This window comes from Nostoc sp. FACHB-892, from assembly GCF_014698795.1.
Taxonomy (GTDB): Bacteria; Cyanobacteriota; Cyanobacteriia; order Cyanobacteriales; family Nostocaceae; genus Nostoc.
Map to the genome: position 1 here is coordinate 1 of NZ_JACJTR010000078.1, position 17,049 is coordinate 17,049.

Annotated in this window: 9 protein-coding genes and 1 pseudogene; 3 read left to right on the forward strand and 7 right to left on the reverse strand. The window is 40.6% G+C overall.

What is annotated here, in order from left to right:
* The 4 genes from H6G96_RS37770 to H6G96_RS37785 form a co-directional block, all read right to left on the reverse strand.
* Positions 1 to 1,948 (reverse strand): plasmid replication protein, CyRepA1 family (locus H6G96_RS37770; RefSeq protein ID WP_347242337.1); only part of this gene is annotated, 1,948 nt, incomplete at its 3' end.
* A 522-nt stretch (positions 1,949 to 2,470) separates the two neighbouring features.
* On the reverse strand, positions 2,471 to 3,877 hold the full coding sequence (locus H6G96_RS37775) for a hypothetical protein (protein WP_190919388.1): 1,407 nt from the start codon (positions 3,875 to 3,877) through the stop codon (positions 2,471 to 2,473).
* A 680-nt stretch (positions 3,878 to 4,557) separates the two neighbouring features.
* Positions 4,558 to 4,863 (reverse strand): fertility inhibition FinO-like protein, encoded by a 306-nt coding sequence (locus H6G96_RS37780; protein ID WP_190919390.1) that lies wholly within the window; start codon positions 4,861 to 4,863, stop codon positions 4,558 to 4,560.
* 11 nt (positions 4,864 to 4,874) lie between these two features.
* Positions 4,875 to 6,386, reverse strand: coding sequence for an NB-ARC domain-containing protein (locus H6G96_RS37785; RefSeq protein ID WP_190919392.1), 1,512 nt, complete (start codon positions 6,384 to 6,386; stop codon positions 4,875 to 4,877).
* Positions 6,387 to 6,887: 501 nt separating this feature from the next.
* Here H6G96_RS37785 and H6G96_RS37790 point away from each other — a divergent pair.
* Positions 6,888 to 8,747 (forward strand): protein kinase, encoded by a 1,860-nt coding sequence (locus tag H6G96_RS37790; RefSeq protein ID WP_190919394.1) that lies wholly within the window; start codon positions 6,888 to 6,890, stop codon positions 8,745 to 8,747.
* 296 nt (positions 8,748 to 9,043) lie between these two features.
* Positions 9,044 to 10,054 carry a hypothetical protein gene (locus H6G96_RS37795; RefSeq protein WP_190919396.1) on the forward strand — a complete coding sequence of 337 codons (1,011 nt, stop codon included), beginning with the start codon at positions 9,044 to 9,046 and terminating at the stop codon, positions 10,052 to 10,054.
* A 13-nt stretch (positions 10,055 to 10,067) separates the two neighbouring features.
* On the opposite strand, the pseudogene H6G96_RS41985 reads toward H6G96_RS37795, so the two are convergent.
* From H6G96_RS41985 to H6G96_RS37805, 3 genes and pseudogenes are all read right to left on the reverse strand, one after another.
* A pseudogene (locus tag H6G96_RS41985) lies at positions 10,068 to 10,880 on the reverse strand (CHAT domain-containing protein); the annotation flags it as partial.
* Positions 10,881 to 10,892: 12 nt separating this feature from the next.
* Positions 10,893 to 12,515: a tetratricopeptide repeat protein gene (locus H6G96_RS41990; protein ID WP_242063598.1), complete on the reverse strand. Its 1,623-nt coding sequence runs from the start codon at positions 12,513 to 12,515 to the stop codon at positions 10,893 to 10,895.
* Positions 12,516 to 12,570: 55 nt separating this feature from the next.
* The gene (locus tag H6G96_RS37805) at positions 12,571 to 13,959 is read right to left on the reverse strand and encodes an S-layer family protein (protein ID WP_190919398.1); all 1,389 of its coding nucleotides are present in this window, start codon (positions 13,957 to 13,959) and stop codon (positions 12,571 to 12,573) included.
* Between the two features lie 269 nt (positions 13,960 to 14,228).
* On the opposite strand from H6G96_RS37805, the gene H6G96_RS37810 reads away from it, so the two are divergent.
* The gene (locus H6G96_RS37810; RefSeq protein ID WP_190919400.1) at positions 14,229 to 16,985 is read left to right on the forward strand and encodes a TnsA endonuclease N-terminal domain-containing protein; all 2,757 of its coding nucleotides are present in this window, start codon (positions 14,229 to 14,231) and stop codon (positions 16,983 to 16,985) included.
* Positions 16,986 to 17,049: the final 64 nt, after the last annotated feature.

Consider the following 17,049-nt stretch of genomic DNA (forward strand, 5'->3'; position numbering starts at 1 on the left):
TATCGACACCAGTACCGAGACTGGGAGAGGTGAACAAGGCATCAAAGTTTTTGACGGCGTTGGTGATATCTTTGATGAAAGCGACATTCTCATCACTGCCAGAATTATCGGAATGAACCGACCAGATACGCCATTTTTTTGGTGTATGTGATTTTTCGGAGTTAGATTCTTCGTATTTGATAGTAAAGGATTTGTCGAGTTTTTTGATAAAACGCTTACTGTCACTGGCAACCATAACTTTTTCTCCAAGCATCAGCGCTGCCGAGATTTGGGCGACTAGGGCGCTTGAATTATCCCCCTCGTACCAATAAATTGTGCGCTCCCCGTTTCGCCATTCGTTTTTAATGATGTAAGGCACTTCACCGAGTGGTCGCATTGCAAGAAAGAAGTTTACCGTTAAATCATCCATGTGTGCATCAGCGATGACGACCAGTGGCGCGTTGTATACTATATATTCCAGTACTTCAAGTATTGCTGCACGGTGTTGTTTGCAAGTATTACTGTGTAGTAGGTGGGTAAGGTATTGGCAGGCTTCATCTATAAATATGCAGCCGTAGGTGAGAGACTGGGTATTCAGCTTATGCAAGCTGTCAATAGTAATACTAAGGGCTTGGGCTTGGGCTAAACCTGTGTAACCCAAGTCTGAATACATCGCCGTCCGCAAACGTTCGGCAAGATTTTTCAACAAGTTAACCCGATGTCCATTGTTGAGGAACCGCGCATCAGGATTTTGGTGACGCCACCCGCGCATAAGTTCAGTTTTGCCTGTACCCATGTCGCTCCAGAGTACGACTAGCCCTGATTTTGGGAAATTGAAGGTAGGGGATTTCTTCGATTTGTCTGAATCAACTCCGCCAGAATCGGTAGACTCCTTGTTTGGAGGATGTCCTTTTATAGATGGCGTGAAAAGTTGTTCCTTTTCAAGCTCATAAAGCTCAGGCAAATTGTATTTTTCTTCAAGTTCAGGAATGCACAAAGCCTCAGAGAGATACTTAACATTAACAGTGACATCCGGCTGGTACTTGCTTAACCCCCATTTTTTAGCCCGATACGAGCGCTTGTAATCAGCAAGTGATTTAGCATCATCGATGATTGCGGTCAGTAGAGCGTTAGCATCTTCGCCCCGCGCTACAACAAAATCATCAACGCCTTTTTCTGGCCCCGGCAGTAATGCAACTTCACATTCACAACCAGCCGATTCGATTGCTTTTGCAGTGCGAACAGTGGCTTGAAACACCGACCACCTGGTTTTAGCTTTTGTTTCGTGGTCAAAAAGAATTATGAACTTGCGCCCCGCCTGAGCCATTGGTACTAAGTCAGGATGCAACCGTTCATCAAAATCTTGTTTGCCCACGCGCCCGTTCCAAATTCCAGGCAGTGCGATCGCTACAAACCCGAGACTCAGCAAGCAAGCGGCTTTCTTCTCACCCTCGCATAATATTATTGGAATCTCTGGATGCTGTTTCACCCACTCCCAAAATATTAGCGGATTGAGTTGATCCAGTAAGCGCAATGTTAAAAGTGAATGATAGCGCTTAATTAAATAACGCTTTGCAACTTTGTCCCAGATGGGGTTAGCGACATCAAAGTAGGTAACGCGGTTGGGAGTTTTGGGGGGTGACTCGTACTTAACTGGCTTGCCTTTTTGCCAATCAATGCGCGGGAAGTTGGGCTTAATCCGCCCCCATTCCATCGGTTGCCAGTTTTTAAACGGGTCAAGTGACTGAATCCACGTCCCACCTAGTAATAGGTGCTGATACATTTTGATGTATCCATCCGTAACCCGACCCGCATTCTTGCGTGGGATTTTATCAGAGATGAACAGGTAGTCGTAAACTGATTCTCCCTCTACATGGAAAAAATTGCGCTTAATCAACGCCGGATGAATGGCGCTACCAGCTAACAACTCATGGTATTGGGCAGCCGTGAGATTGTTTGGATATTCAATTGGGTGTTCCCTCTGCTCAACTGATACCTTGCAATCAGGTTTAGGCTTTTTGAACTCTTTGTTGCCACCGTTAAGTGCAATATAAGTTGTTGTATTCACTTTTCTCCTAAATTTTTCCATGACTTTGTGAGCGACTTGCAGCACCTATGCCGCAGTCAAGGCAATTCGCAATTGACAATGGGCTAACGCAATGACGCTCCTGCGTCGCTACCGCTGCGCTAACGCAGTTGAATTCAGAGTTAGCTCTGAACCCACCCCTGAATTAAGTTCACTGATTCTCTAAATCAGAGTTAGCTCCCAAACCCGTTAATTAACAATTCAACAATTAAGTAATTTCTTGTCTTTAATTGCGTTAGCAAAGCGGGGCGTTAGCAAGAGTGCGTTAGCGCAGCGTAAAGCCTTCTCTACGAGAGGCTGCGCCCTAAGCGTAGCTATGCCGCAGGCTTTAGGCATGGCAACGCTTAGAGCGACGTTCGCGTAGCGTCTCTAAGAGTTGGAGCGTCACTGCGAATTGCTCGGTCATCAGTTATCACTGTTTACTGTTAACTGTTCACTGTTTTTTTGGGCTTGTGTGATTAAATCAGTCTCGGAGGTGGTAAGTTCAGCCCAGTAGTCAGGTTTTATCACCTCGTATTTTTCAGCCACAGCCCAAAAGTCAAGCCAAGTAAACTCAATACGTGCAAGTACTTGCCTAATTTCCCTAACCGCCTGGGGTAATAGTTGTAATTGCTCCGTCCTTGTTGCGATGGCAGAGAGTGTGGGACTAGTACCCAAAATGAGAGCCGCCGCCTCAAGAGCTTGGGTATTGTTCATGGCAACGCTTAGGTTTTTCAATGCCATACCCATGAGGCGCAGACATTCAGTCGCATTTTCTTTGGGCGGTTCGGCTGCCAGAGTTCTCAAATCAATTGTCTTCTCCAGTGGTTCCTGAACCTTCTTGTTTAGCGCTTTAGCTTGAAGTTTAGTGTAAGTATTCTCCCAATCTTGTCCAGTCTTCAGTTCTTGAGCATTTTCCAAATCCCGAATGCGCTCTTTTAGCTGCTGGTTCTCAGTTTCAAGCTGCCGTAGCGATTCCATCTCGTCTAAGCGCTGCTGCAACTGGATGTTTTGCTCCTTTTGCTGCTTGTACAGGTTTTGCAAGGATGAGATTTGTTCAATTACCTGGGCTTCGGCTCTAGCAGTGGCTTCTGACTGTAGTCCAATCCTCAATTCCTGCTGTAAGCGCTCTAACTCTTGCTTATGTTGCTCTTTGAGTGCAGCGATCGCTTCGGCATAAACTTTAGGATATGTACGCTCAGTCGATTCGGACACAATTGCGTCATCCAAATCAGTGTTGTTTACCAACAGCCTTTCACCATCAACGAAAGTCACAATCTGCTGCGAATTATTCGGTGCGTCTGGAACAATAACTCCCGATTCCCCATAACGGGGATGTTCTGGTGATGAAATTGTGATGGCATTTTTCGGAAACATTGGTTCCTGATGGAATTTATTTTTTCCTCTTGGCATTGGAGCAATTGTATTTGCGGCAACTGCGAAATCTGATTCACTAGGGTTCGGGTTTGATGACAAAGCCAGTTTTATCGCAGCAATAAGTTTTTCAGGTTCTTTGGCTAACCTCAAAAGAGGACGGGCTTGGCGCTCATTTTTAATTTGTGACCCCAACTCCCCTGCTGCAACAATAACTTTTGATGCCCCTAAGAGTTGATTTATACGCCGATAGCCGCCATATACATGCAATTCGCCTTGACAATATTGTTCAAAGTTTTTGTACCCAGCGATTTTGTACATCCGCTCGTCATGCATGAGGCGAATCTGTTCTACTGCTTGCAACTCAAATTGGTCTATGGTAGCGAAGGTGTCTTTGATACTGCTGTTAAGATCATCGTAATGAAGTGCCGATTTAGTTTCTCTATCTAGTGTCAGCATATTTCTCTCCTGTAATTATCACAAGGAGAGGCGTTTGAAAAAAATTTTGATGTCACCTTAACCCCGACACTAAGGTGTATTGGGCATAAGTCATTTTTCACGATATTTTCCCCTGATTACTTAGTTGACAAGTTCAGAGGGGGTTGCATCAGTTATCAGTCAACAGTTATCGAATAAAGGTCTACTCCCAACTGGTAACTGGTAACTGGTAACTGTTATTCACGCTGCTACATCTTTTAGCTACAAAATTCGGGATATTTCTTAACCAAACTTAAGTTTACCTAAAATTGATGAATTTCGACAGCCAAAACACACCGCAAGGAATGGACTTTCCAAGCGGCAGATCCTATAATGGATCTTGCAGCGCGGTAAAAACTCTCGGACAAATTTAGTAGTCGTCTCGGTCGCCAAACTTCAACGGCCACTTATTTTGTTCCTTCGAGATCAACCCCGCTCTGAGGTTATATGGAATTTAAGACCCGCACACAGCGCTACTCCTTAGTGGCGCTTTGTACGTTAAATTCTGGTACTGTTGTATCTTCACCTCCATACCTCCTTTCAATTAGCTTGATTTTACATAACTTGTAGTCTTTCCGTATCTAACAAGATTCTGATTTTGTTTGATTCCTCCATATTTACCGGTGTTTGTTCCAGCTTACCCTGATTGGGTAATCACTTTTTCAAGAAGCAGCACCTACCGCAGAGGTCGTTTCTGCCTTGGGCTTGCACTTAAAAACTTGTATGTTGGGTGACTCTAACACGAACCCAAGCTCATTTGACTGACCAAGTTTGCCAGCAATCGCTGCTACCGAATGCGGGTAATTACTGGTTACATCGGTCAGTTTATTGTAAATCTTTGGTTTAACTGTGATTGTTGTGATAGGTCCGTCACAGTTTAGATCAAACTGCTGCCAAGCGTTCTCTACGTCCTTCGGCTGTAGCAGTTCGTTGATTTTAATTGTGATTCCTAGTTTGCCTGCAATCATAGTTACCTCTTTTAAGATGCAATAGCTAATGTTGGTAAAATATCAGATGTATGGACTAGCCCCATCGGATCTGTCGTAATATACTTTTTAATCATTGGTTGTAGAGTAAAACTAATTTCTTTTGTAACTGGGTCTTTGCTGCTTTCAATTAATGACTGTCTTTCAAGTTGTTCTAATGCTTTAATCACCTCTGAAGTAGATACAGGTGTTTCCTGGCTTTGACTTGTATCACTTAATAGTTGTTCAAAGCTAACGGGTTTCAAATTTAAATTTATTTTTTCTGCCAAATAAATCATGATCCGCCTCTGAGTTTCACTCAATATTTCGCCAAACATTTCGTCAAGCATTGCTTGAAACTCGCTGCTAACAAAGGTAGTATACTTTCTAAAAAAGTTTTCCGTACTACTAGCAAAGTAGTGGTGAATTTTCTCCACTAAGGTCTCTAATTCCAAAGGATTGCCACGATATGTATGAATTAATTTTTGACATTTATCTTTATCGGTTAGTCCATTAGCAGATAAAAGCTGCATTGCTGCTTCTGAATCTAAACCTTCAATTCTAAGATACTCAATTGGACGTTTAGCCTTCATTAAAGTACCAAACTCTTCAGGGAAAATTCGATTGGTTAGAAGCAGACAGCTTTGGTGTTGCTCCTCCAATAATCGACGAAAGAGTACTTTGTACTCTAGCCTCTGCTCCAATTTATTTCTATGGAACAATGCATCAGTCTCATCCAATACCAGCAAACAATTACGTGATTGCAATTGCTTCACCAACACCGAAATCATTGCTTGCGTATATTCAGATAAATTTGAGGATGGCTCTAGAGGATCAATTAGCTCAATCAAATCAGCTACTAAGTCTTGGACTCGTGGTGCATGAGTAACTGATTTCCAAATTAAACAATCAAATCTAGGTTGAGATTCTGTACTAAGTTCTGCTAATAGTTTTGCCGCTAATGCACTTTTTCCAATTCCTGCCACCCCTACTAATGATACACAGCGTTGCTTTACTATTAATTCTTTTAAATGAGCCAGTTCCTGTATACGTCCATAAAAAGTAGATACATTAGGCGGTTGACCCTTAATTTTCTGCATAAAACCAGTGTCAACAGGGACTTGCCCTTGATTTGAAGCAGACTGAGCAGGATACTTTTTAGCTACTTGCTCCAAAAAATATCGAAGCTTCCTTTTTCCTACTCGTTGTCCATCTCCAATTATTTCGGAGAGCAAATCCCATAACTGAGGAGCTAAACGTCGTTGCAAATAATTAACGCTGTAAGGTGAGTTTTCTGCTATCTCTACAAACTCACGACTATTCCAAGCTCCTTTCATGACAATGATCTCAGCTTCAGATAGATGTCTACCCAGTTTGGCAAACACTAAATCATTCACTGCTACCAAAGCTTCTTCAAAAGTCATTGTTTCTGAAAACCTTTGCTCTAAAGGTTCTTCTTCTGTTGTGCTGATGGATAAAAAAGAAGGGACTGAAACTTTTAGTTCCCGTAAGTCACCAAAATCCATGATTATACTTGTCCTGTTGAGATAGTGAAGTCCCGTAAGGGAAGTTCCATAGATTCAAGTTAATTTAGATAGTATCTTGGATTACACTCAATATTACTAGGTTTTTTCATTTTTGATTGTCTAACTTGAAATAAGTATCAATAGAAATTTCTAATGATGTTACTTACCGCTGAATGAAGGCAAAATGACGATTCGTTTGTTTAAGTAACATTATTTTATAAGTAAATTGAATTGAAGGAGGTAATCTATTACACTAAGTTTTTGCATAATATTACTAAGACAGCTTATTTTTTTACTTGCTAGCAGTAATTAAATAACAAGGACTAGATTAGCGATAGATATGTAGAATAAGGCTTGGTATAGGTTCGCAGCGTTATTAATTTACTTAGATACCTAGGATTTAGTTATTGAATTGTCCACAATTTCATAGAAAGCTATGGTTAAACAATTAATACTTATCTAGTAATAAGTAAGCAATACTTATGTATAAGTTTTATTAATATGTCGTCTTACTGTATTAATCCCCTTTGTGACCATCGTCAAAATCCTGATGACATAGAACACTGCCTCTCTTGTGGCACTTTGCTGCTAATTAACGACCGCATCCGTCTAGTCAAACCACTGAGGCCACTTACCGATGATCCGTTTAATTATTTTGAAGTTTTTGAAGTAGATGATGCTGGTACTCGTTGGAACCCTGTGCGTAAGCAACGAGTCATCAAAGTTCTGAAATGGAAATCGCCTAAATTAGTTAAATTAATTGAGCAGGAATCTCTTACTCTGCAACTAATTCAGCATCCAAATATTCCTGAAAGTACTTTAGATGATTTTTTTACTTTTGTTCCTAAAAATAGTCCCTTAACGCTGCGTTGCTTAGTTATGGATAAATTTGAGGGACAAAACTTGGAGCAATGGATAGAATTTAATGGGAAAATTTCACAATCTCTAGCATTAGAATGGCTTAAGCAGTTAGTTGAAATTCTTGATACAGTACACCGATCTAATTTTTTTCATCGAGATATCAAACCTTCTAATATAGTTCTCCAACCAAGTGGTCAACTGGCATTAGTTGATTTTGGTACTGCACGGCGAGTGACTGACACCTACTTGGCAAAAGTTAGTGGAAGCGGGGGAACTAGTGCAGGTAGGGAAGGAATATATGAAATTACCTCCGTCATCACGCCTTGTTACACTCCAATAGAGCAAATCAATGGTCGAGCAGTACCTCAATCGGATTTCTTTTCCTTGGGTTGTACTTTTGTAAATCTAGTTACTGCAACTCCTCTAAGTAACCTACCAACAGAGGAAAAAACAGGAAACCTGATTTGGAGAAAAGATGCACCGCAGATTGACAAACCTTTTGCTGATTTCATTGATGAGCTGATGGCTCCCTTGCCGGGGCAGCGGCCGCAAACGACTGAAGTAATTTTGCAGCGGTTAGAAAAACTGCCTAAGCAAATTAAAAATTATAGATTAGCTAATTCTAAAGTTTTTAAATATAGCAAATATACATTGATAGTTTTGGGATTTGTTGGGGGTGTCTTTCTATCTGTACCTGTAGCAGCTAACTATCTAGTAGCTCAAGGACAAAAGTTAGAAGCAGCAAATAATTCTCAGGGAGCACAAGAGTCTTTTGACTCAGCTATAAAAATTTATCCTCAAGTTAAAAATTATATTTCCAAGTTTTATTTTGATAAAGCATCTCGTAGTACTCAAAACCTGCGATCTGCGAAAAAGTATTATGAATTATCGATAAAATATAATAATCAGGATGTAGACACTTATAATAATTTAGCATTTGTTTGCCAGTTATTAAATGAGTTTGAATGTGTAAAAACTAATTATGAGAAAGCTTTGAAGTTGAAGCCTGATAGTTGGTCAGGACATTATGGGCTAGGAACGTTTTATGATGACCAAGGAAAAAAAGATTTGGCAGAGCAGCAGTATCAGTTGGCCATAAAAAGTAATAGTCAAGCAATTCCAGTTATTAATAATCTGTCAAGATTGAAAAATCTAAAAGGTGACTATAATGCGGCGATTGCTCTTGCAGTACAAGGGTTACAAAAAACTAAAGAACCAAAATTACAAGCTGCATTGTATAAAAATTTAGGTTGGGCAAAGTTACAGCAGAAGAAGTTGAGTCAAGCAAAGGAATATTTAGAAAAAGCCGGAGAATTAGATCCTCAAAGAGCAGACACTTACTGTTTGCTGGCACAAGTTCAAGAAGCTTTGGGTGATAACGATAATTCTTGGCTTAATTGGGAAGCCTGCTTGATACTTGAGTCGAAAGTGCCAGAAGTCTTTCGTTGGCGGGGGGATGTATTACAAAGAATTAGGCTGAATGGCACTAAGTTAAACTGAAGGGTAGGCGGCATAAGGCTTACAGAGGGGCAGGGGTGCAGAGGGGAATTTCCATTTCCTCTGTTCGTATGCCTAAAATTTCTTCTTTCTCCCCTGCTTTTTTGCTCCTCTGCACAAGAGCTGCCTCAACGATTTTCCCTTTTCTTAGTGCCATTCGAATTAGGCTTAAGCCTGATTCTCGACAGATCAGGACAAATCCATAACAGGCTTTGACGCTATCAACTAAATTTTATGCTTTATTTCTTCTCTACTTAGATTAAACTACAAAAAAGTAACTAGCTTTTTAAGAAGTTGTAATGCTTACCGTATCTAGTCCAATTAAAAAAGTCTTTGCAGTCCGACTTACAACCCTGGTATCAATACCAACAGTAATACTTTTGTTGGCTAGCAGTGCATGGGGACAGCAACGAATATTACAAAAGAATTTATGTGATGAACCAAGTGGTCGAGTTTATAGCACGGGCGATCGTTTCCTAAAAACAGGAAGATATTTGTGTTTGGGAGAGCGGATCAATCCTCAAAAGGGAAGCGCGGTCAAAGTTCTCTGTTTCTTAAATCGAAAAATTCTGTATTTGAAGCAGAGCACTGTTTTTAATACACAAATATGTGCGCCACCACCTAACGAAGCTGTACAGTGTTCAGTATTAAATATAGTTCCTTGTCCACATGACTATAAGGGGCCAGATGATGAAAAAAATGCGCCGATTGTAACTAGTCCTTACGGCAGTTCAATTATAGATAATAGACCAGAAATTTCTTGGCGCTCAGTGGCGGGCGCTGATAGCTATACAGTAGTAGTAAAAGGCAATGGTGTTAGCTGGGAAACAGATGTAGTAAATGCTACTCATCTATCATACCCGAAACAGCAAAAAGAATTACAGTATGGCAATACGTATACAATCACTGTAATTAGTAACTATGGCGACCAACCCCTGAATTATAGTCCCTTAGTAGTCCATCTTTTACCTCTTGATGATGTTCAGCAGATTAGAGATGAAGTCAAGCAAATTAAAGACTTGGGATTGTCACCTGATGAAGCCGCTTTCCGAGATTTGGATGCTATATATATGTCAAAGCTTCTTTTAGATGAATCAATTAAGACATTAATTGCACGAGTCATGGCAGGTAGTCAAAATCCAACTCTATACAGAGTACTAGGTGATCGCTATTTAGGAGGGTTGCTACCAAACGAGGCGGAGCAGACTTACACCATAGCAGCTCAATTAGCTTTGAGCAGTAGTAATACATCTGAATTTGAAAAGGTACAATCAGGGTTGAAATTGGTCAAATGGTTGAAAGCTCGGTAACTTACTCATGAAATTATAGCCAGCCGCCAATAAGTAAGAATGCTGCCCAGTGGGAAGGGTGTTGAGATTGAGGGTTTGATATCAGTTGTAATTGTGCAAGACGTAGTGCCTCGACTTTGGTGAAACCATCTTTCAATCGTTGATAAAATTCTTTCATCAGTAAAGCGCTGGAATCAGCATCTACTTGCCAGAGAGTGGCTATCGTACTTCTGGCTCCAGCTTGTACTGCCACTCCAGCCATTCCTAAAGCTGATCTCTTGTTACCTTTGGCAGTTTGGCAGGCACTCAAAACTAATAACTCAATTCCTTCTTGGCTAGACTGAGTTTTTTCTTTGAGTAAATCATTAAATTCGGAAACAGTAATTGGTTTATCCCAAGCAAAAATCATTGTTCGGTCAGGAACAGAACTAAATTGAGCGTGAGTAGTTAGGTGAATTATTGAAAAATCATCTGTACTCAATTCTTTATCTAGCATTGGGCTAACGAAATCTTCGTTTAAAAATACTTTTGAAGAAGTAATTCCTTTTTTTACATTTGCTATTTCTACTTCCACTCCTGGTAATACTTTGAGTCCTTTGGGAGCATTGGGAGCGTAAAAACTAGGGCTGATCTTGCTGAGCCCAGCAATGAAAGCTTTTAACTGCTTCTCTTTTAAAAGTTTAGGTGGTTGCATTCGAGAACCCAGAGTACCTGTAATGCCGTAGCGCTCGATCAGATAATTTTTTCCATCATGAAACAAGCCCATCGGTAAACTTTGCAAAGATGCATCTAAAGTAAATACTAGCGTTCCTGATGTTGGTAAATATTTGATAGGTGCAATCAATAGATTATAAAGTGCTTATGAATGGTCAAGAATCACATCTGCACCAACATAAGCAAGATTCTTGTCTTGTAAAGTGTCTATAAGATTATTAATATGCCCTCTAATTAGCTGAGATTCAATAGAGTGGTGATGAAGAGGCTGTTTAGGAGATTGAGAGATTACTTCTACACTATCAACTAAGTCGATTATATGAATAATTGTTGGGCTAGTAGCTAAGTTTTGAATTTCATTGAAAGCTACCAGATTAAGCTTGCGACATTGAAGATAATTTTCTAGTTCTGCTACTTGTAGCCTTTCATTAGTCTGAATTATTTCTGAGAAATTGGGGTTAGAATCTGTTAGGAGCAATCGCATATAATCACGATACAACGGCTCGACTTTTTCATGGAATGAGAACTGTAAATCTGTATTAGTTGACAAAAGATTGTTGCGAACTAAAGTTACATTTTCAATTGCTGCACTATATGCTTGTAGAGCTTCTTTATATTTTCCCTGCTCCTTGTACAAAATTCCTAATTCCTGCTGCCATTCATAGGCAAGATCCCATGCGTGAACTGATTGAGCCAATCCCAAAGCTTCTTCAAAATATGGTTGTGATTGCTCTAGTTTTAACTTTCCTAAAGTGCCAAAACTCTCTGACTGTAATCTTTGACTATTAGTACTTTTAGCCATTTTTAAAGCAGATTCAGCATACTCAATAGCTTGGGAATGGAACTGTTTGTCTGGAATTTTATTCAGACTTTTAGCAAAGTTCAGTTTTGCATAAACATAATAGCTGGCTGGTAATCGAGAAAAATCCGAATGATTTTTTAAAAGTAAATCTACAGCAGGCTGTATCTGTTGATTAATTCTAGTATGAAGGGAGGCTAATTTGGGATTACCTAATTTGGACTCTACTGCTAACCACTTCTCAAAGTCTAATATTAAGCTCAGGTGATGTAATTGAGCTTGTAATTGCACTTCCTTTGGAGTATTTAAGCTATTAATCAATTGTTGAAAAGTGTTAAGTGATTCAAGTGCATATTTTTGAATCAAATTGACAAATTCTTTCTGAAAAACGGGTTCTTCTATCTCTAAATATTGATTTCGTGCTTGCTTGTAAATATCCTGGTTAGTATTACCTAATGAAAGCAGAATTCCGCTAGTGTCAATAGAGGGTATCCACTTAGCAACAGATAATATTTCTGACAAGACTTTTTTTGATTCATCAAGCTTGCCCAACCGACGCAAGACTTCTGCTAAATTGTGCAATCCGAGCAAGTTTACGGGTGAAAGAGTCTGCTTATTAATGGTTGCCGTCAGCAGTTTTTCCATCTTATCAGTAGGTTGCTGTGGCTTAGTGGCGCAAAGAGAAGCATTTGCTTCTAACTTCAAAGCTGACAAAAGCGTATTACAAGCCCAATAATGTAAGCCTAGGGCTTGTAGAGCAAGATTCTGGTTGATTAAACTCCCGGTAATATCATCTTCATAACGAAGTTTTTGATAAATTTTTGTAGCTTTTTGCCAAGTTTCAAAAGCCGACTCTGCTTGGCCGATATCCAATTGCTTTTGACCTCTTTGGGTCAGTAAATTCGCCTCTTTCTGTTGTTGCGCTTCTTTATTTACAGTTTGAGCGGAGGTAAGAAATGGTTGGCTCACAACTATAGACAATCCGAAAATGACTAGCAACAAGTACTTGAACCAATATCGGAGTCTAATCATCCTTCTGAGTCGTTTTCGTCATTGGTAAGATTTTTGATACATGAGATTCTTCAGAACACGAGCTGGCAGACAACAAAGCATTAGGAACGACACTATTAGATTGTTTTGCCGTCAAAATAAAATTCCCATTAGAATCTTGTATTAAGGCTTGTGCTTCTATGATTTGTGTTGGTTCTTCGCTTGAGTATGACTTTGGTTCTTCTAAATTATTAAAAGCTTCACCTGGAACCAAGTTACTCTGCCAACTCAAATTGCTAGCTTGCAGGTCGTTAGAAGTAGTTGGAAGACCGTTAGTACCAGTAATGACCAATTTACTCCTAGCTACTGCCCCTGATTGCCCCTGACAAACCGATGCAATCTCAGGAGTTGCACGAATCGCTTCTGGTTCTGCTTTAGCCTGTACAGGATTATTAAATAAGCTGTTGATCTGAATCGTACCATTCAATCCGAACCGTGAACTAGCTGTAATTTTGCTATCAGGAGAAAGGAATAGTCCTTTGGTATCGATTCTAATATTACCGCCTTGCCCTTCAAAAGCATTCGCTGTAATGCTGCTATTTTTTATTGCAACTAAGATATCTGTGTTGATGATGATGTTGCCACCGTCGCCATTAGTACCTTGTTGTCCAGCAGTCGCAGAAATACTGGCATTGTTTAGTTGAACATATTTTGAGTTAACAGCAATATTTCCACCTTGGCCAACAGCAGTAGTAGCAGTAAGACCTCCGTTATTTGAAATGTTGATTGTATCAGCGTTAATATTAATTATCCCAGCATTGCCAGAACCATCATTCTTGACACTAATTAATGCGCCATCTTCAATATTTAAATTCTTAGTATTAATCGTTACACTTCCCAAATCTCCTCTCAATTCTGAAGGCAGGAGATATAGCTCTCGAAAAGCTTTATCGGAATCAATAACAGATGAATTAATAAGACTTGGATTTACAGCACCTGGAGCTCTCCCTATTACATCGATAGAATCAGAAGCATTAATTATAAGGCTATCAGCTTTTCCAGTTGAACGAGTAGAAGTATTAATTATTCCGCCATCCCTAACCGTTAATTTTTTTGTATTAACTATTAATTTACCACTATTACCACTGCTATAAGTTGCAGTAGCCAAAGAGCTTGGAGTAAACACATTTGGTACTACTCCAACAAGTTCTATAAAGTTTTTAGAATTTATAGTTACATCCCCTCCAGAGCCACTTCCAAGAGATAGAGAACCAATAATACCTCCATCTTTGGCACTTAGAATTCCTGTTGAAAGGATTAGATTACCTGCATTACCAGTGTCCTTTGAATCATAATTTGGGAAAATTTTTGAACCATAAATCGAGAAAGAGTTAACGTGATTTCGGGCTTTCTCACTAATCACAACATAAAGCTTTGAATCAAATCATGAGAGAAAGTTGAAATTCTGAAGCATAATTAGAAAATGAGTTAAAAAAACACAATTGAATGAAACTTGCACAAAAAATCTCTGAAAAAATTGCGCTAACTTAAACTTTTAATTCAAAATATGGTTCAAAATTCCAAGATATGCTTCACTTAAAACCATGACTCCGTAGTTTTTTCTTGTGTCCTGAAAGCCTAAAACTGCCTCCTGGCAAAGAGAAACACTCTTTTCTTGGATAAAAAACTCTCATGACAGACGATGAATTTGACCATTGGTGTAAGCAACAGCAACTAACGGCACAAACACTCTTACTAATCGCCGCAATTCGCGCTGCCCCACCTTCTCGCAGAGTACAAGGACGCGCCAAGAACGTCAGTGGAGTTTACCCTAGCCGCAAAATGGGTCAAACCATTCAATTTGAGAGCCACACAGTAGAACTGTGGGCGATTTATCAAATGGAACACGACCCACAGGTGTTAGAGTTCTACGACCAACCACCGCCATTTAAAATTCAGTACCAAAACCAAAATGGGCGAAAAATAGGTCATTATCATACCCCAGACTTCTTCGTACTGCGTTTAAGTGGTGCAGCTTGGGAAGAATGGAAAACCGAAACCGAATTAAAACGACTAGCCCAAAAATACCCTTCACGCTACCAAAAAACTGAAACTGGTCATTGGCATTGCCCACCAGGAGAAGCTTACGCCGCATCTTATGGACTCAAATACCATGTTCGCACCGATACCGAACTGAATCCCATATTCACTCAGAACCTAATGTTTTTAGAAGATTACTTTAGGTTCACCGCCAATATCCCCCACTTCATTACAGAACAAATACTAGCAGCAGTTCAAGCCACCCCAGGAACAACCATAGCCGCTACACTTACAAGTATACCTGGAGTGCGTGCTAACGATATTTACGCCATGATTGCCACAGAGCAAGTCTACGTAGACTTGTATGCAGTCCCCCTAGTGGAGCATTGGCGAGTTCAATTATGGGCAGACCAACAAACTCATACTGCTCATACACATTTAGCCATAGAGACAACTGGGCATAAACAAATCCCCTCACCCACAACACTGCTACCTAACACCTTATTAGTCTGGGACGCACAACTTTGGACTTTAGTTAACTTGGGCGAGAAGGCAACCACACTTTTACCCGAAGTTGGTCAACCAATGCAGTTGCCCACAGCATTTTTTCTGCAATTATTTGATAGTGGCACTATCAACATTCATACTTCAGAAACACACGCAACTATCAATTCTAGAGTGCGTGAATTGATGGATACCGCCTCGCCCTCTGACTTACTTTCGGCCAATCGCAGATTTCATCTAGTACAAGCATATTTCCAGCACCGCACAGACATATATAAGGACATACCTCAAAGCACCTTATCTCGATGGGTCAAACAGTTTCGTGAAGCCGAAGCCACTTTTGGTTGCGGTTATGTTGGATTACTGCCGCGTACCGCTAGTAGAGGAAATCGCCAACCTAAAGCACCAACAGATGCAAGCATTTTATTAGATCAATTTATTACCGAACACTTCGAGACACCAAGACAAGCCCCAGCCGCTTCCGTTTATCGCGCCTATACAAGAGCCTGTTGTGCTGCCAACATTCCCCCATTGAGTCAGCGCACATTTTATACTCGGCTAAAAAAGCGTCCCATCCATGAGCAGACTTTAAAACGTCAAGGAGCAAAAGCTGCATACGCAACAGAAGCGATTGTCTTAGAACTAGTTAAAACTACACCCAGGCATGGAGACAGACCGTTTGCTATCTGCCATCTTGACCACACCCAACTCGACATCGAATTACGCTCTCAAGTGACTGGTCGGAACTTAGGACGACCTTGGCTGACATTACTAATTGATGCCTACTCCCGACGCATCTTAGCAGTTTATCTCACCTTTGACCCACCTTCTTACAGGTCTTGCATGATGGCACTAAGGTTGTGTGTCCAGCGTTTTGGTCGTTTTCCCCAATCCGTAGTTGTAGATGGCGGCAAGGAATTTCATAGCGTTTACTTTGATACCTTATTAGCACGTTACCACTGCATCAAAAAGACTCGTCCTGGTGCTAAACCCCGTTTTGGTTCAGTAGTGGAGCGATTATTCGGCACAACAAATACGGAATTTATCTTTAACTTACTGGGCAACACCCAAGCCAGTAAACAACCGCGTCAATTGACCAAAGTTGTTGACCCCAAACAACTTGCCGTTTGGACGTTGGCAGATTTATATACTTACCTGAGTGAGTGGGCATACACTATTTATGACATTAGCGTACATGATACCTTGGGTGAGACACCATTACAAGTTTATACCGACGCTATCGTTGCTACAGGGGAGAGGGAACACCGACACATTGCATACAACGAAGACTTCCTCATGGCAACACGCCCTAGTACACCCAAAGGCAACGCTAAAGTCCAGCCGGGACAGGGAATTAAAGTCAATTATCTTTATTACTGGAACGATGCTTTCCGCAATCCGGTTGTCGAAAAAACCAAAGTCAGTGTGCGCTATGACCCTTTTGACATGGGTGTAGCTTATGCGTACTTAGAGGGAAGATGGGTCAAATGTATCTCCCAGTATTACAGCACCTTTGCCGGACGCACAGAGAAAGAAGTGCTGTTAGCTGCCCAAGAAATTAGACAACAAGATAAGCGTAATGCTGTGAGTACAAATATCTCTGCCAAACGCCTTGCAGACTTCATCGCGGCGGTGCAAGAACATGAAATCTTACTCATGCAACGATTACGGGATTTGGAAGCTGTTGGGGTACTGGAAAATTTAACGCCCAATAAGGAAGGTGTACCCCAGTTCCCAAGAGTCAGCATTCTTGAGCCGACTATGGAACCACACAGTCAAGATGACGAACAATTGCCAGCACTGCAAAACAACGTTGAACTGTTGGATATCACACGACTGCCGATGGACTTAACTTTTTATAATGTCTTGCTTCATGCACCCAACATAAAGCCAAATTATCTGTGATTAATTTGAATTGAGGTGCATCATCGCAGACCAGAAATTCTACCACTGGTATTTCCGATTGCTG

Excerpts from the sequence above, each read along its gene's own strand:
- H6G96_RS37810 (WP_190919400.1), top strand. The coding sequence starts at position 14,229 with ATGACAGACGATGAATTTGACCATTGGTGTAAGCAACAGCAACTAACG.
- H6G96_RS37790 (WP_190919394.1), top strand. The coding sequence starts at position 6,888 with ATGTCGTCTTACTGTATTAATCCCCTTTGTGACCATCGTCAAAATCCT.
- H6G96_RS37795 (WP_190919396.1), top strand. The coding sequence starts at position 9,044 with ATGCTTACCGTATCTAGTCCAATTAAAAAAGTCTTTGCAGTCCGACTT.
- H6G96_RS37785 (WP_190919392.1), bottom strand. The coding sequence starts at position 6,386 with ATGGATTTTGGTGACTTACGGGAACTAAAAGTTTCAGTCCCTTCTTTT.
- H6G96_RS37780 (WP_190919390.1), bottom strand. The coding sequence starts at position 4,863 with ATGATTGCAGGCAAACTAGGAATCACAATTAAAATCAACGAACTGCTA.
- H6G96_RS37775 (WP_190919388.1), bottom strand. The coding sequence starts at position 3,877 with ATGCTGACACTAGATAGAGAAACTAAATCGGCACTTCATTACGATGAT.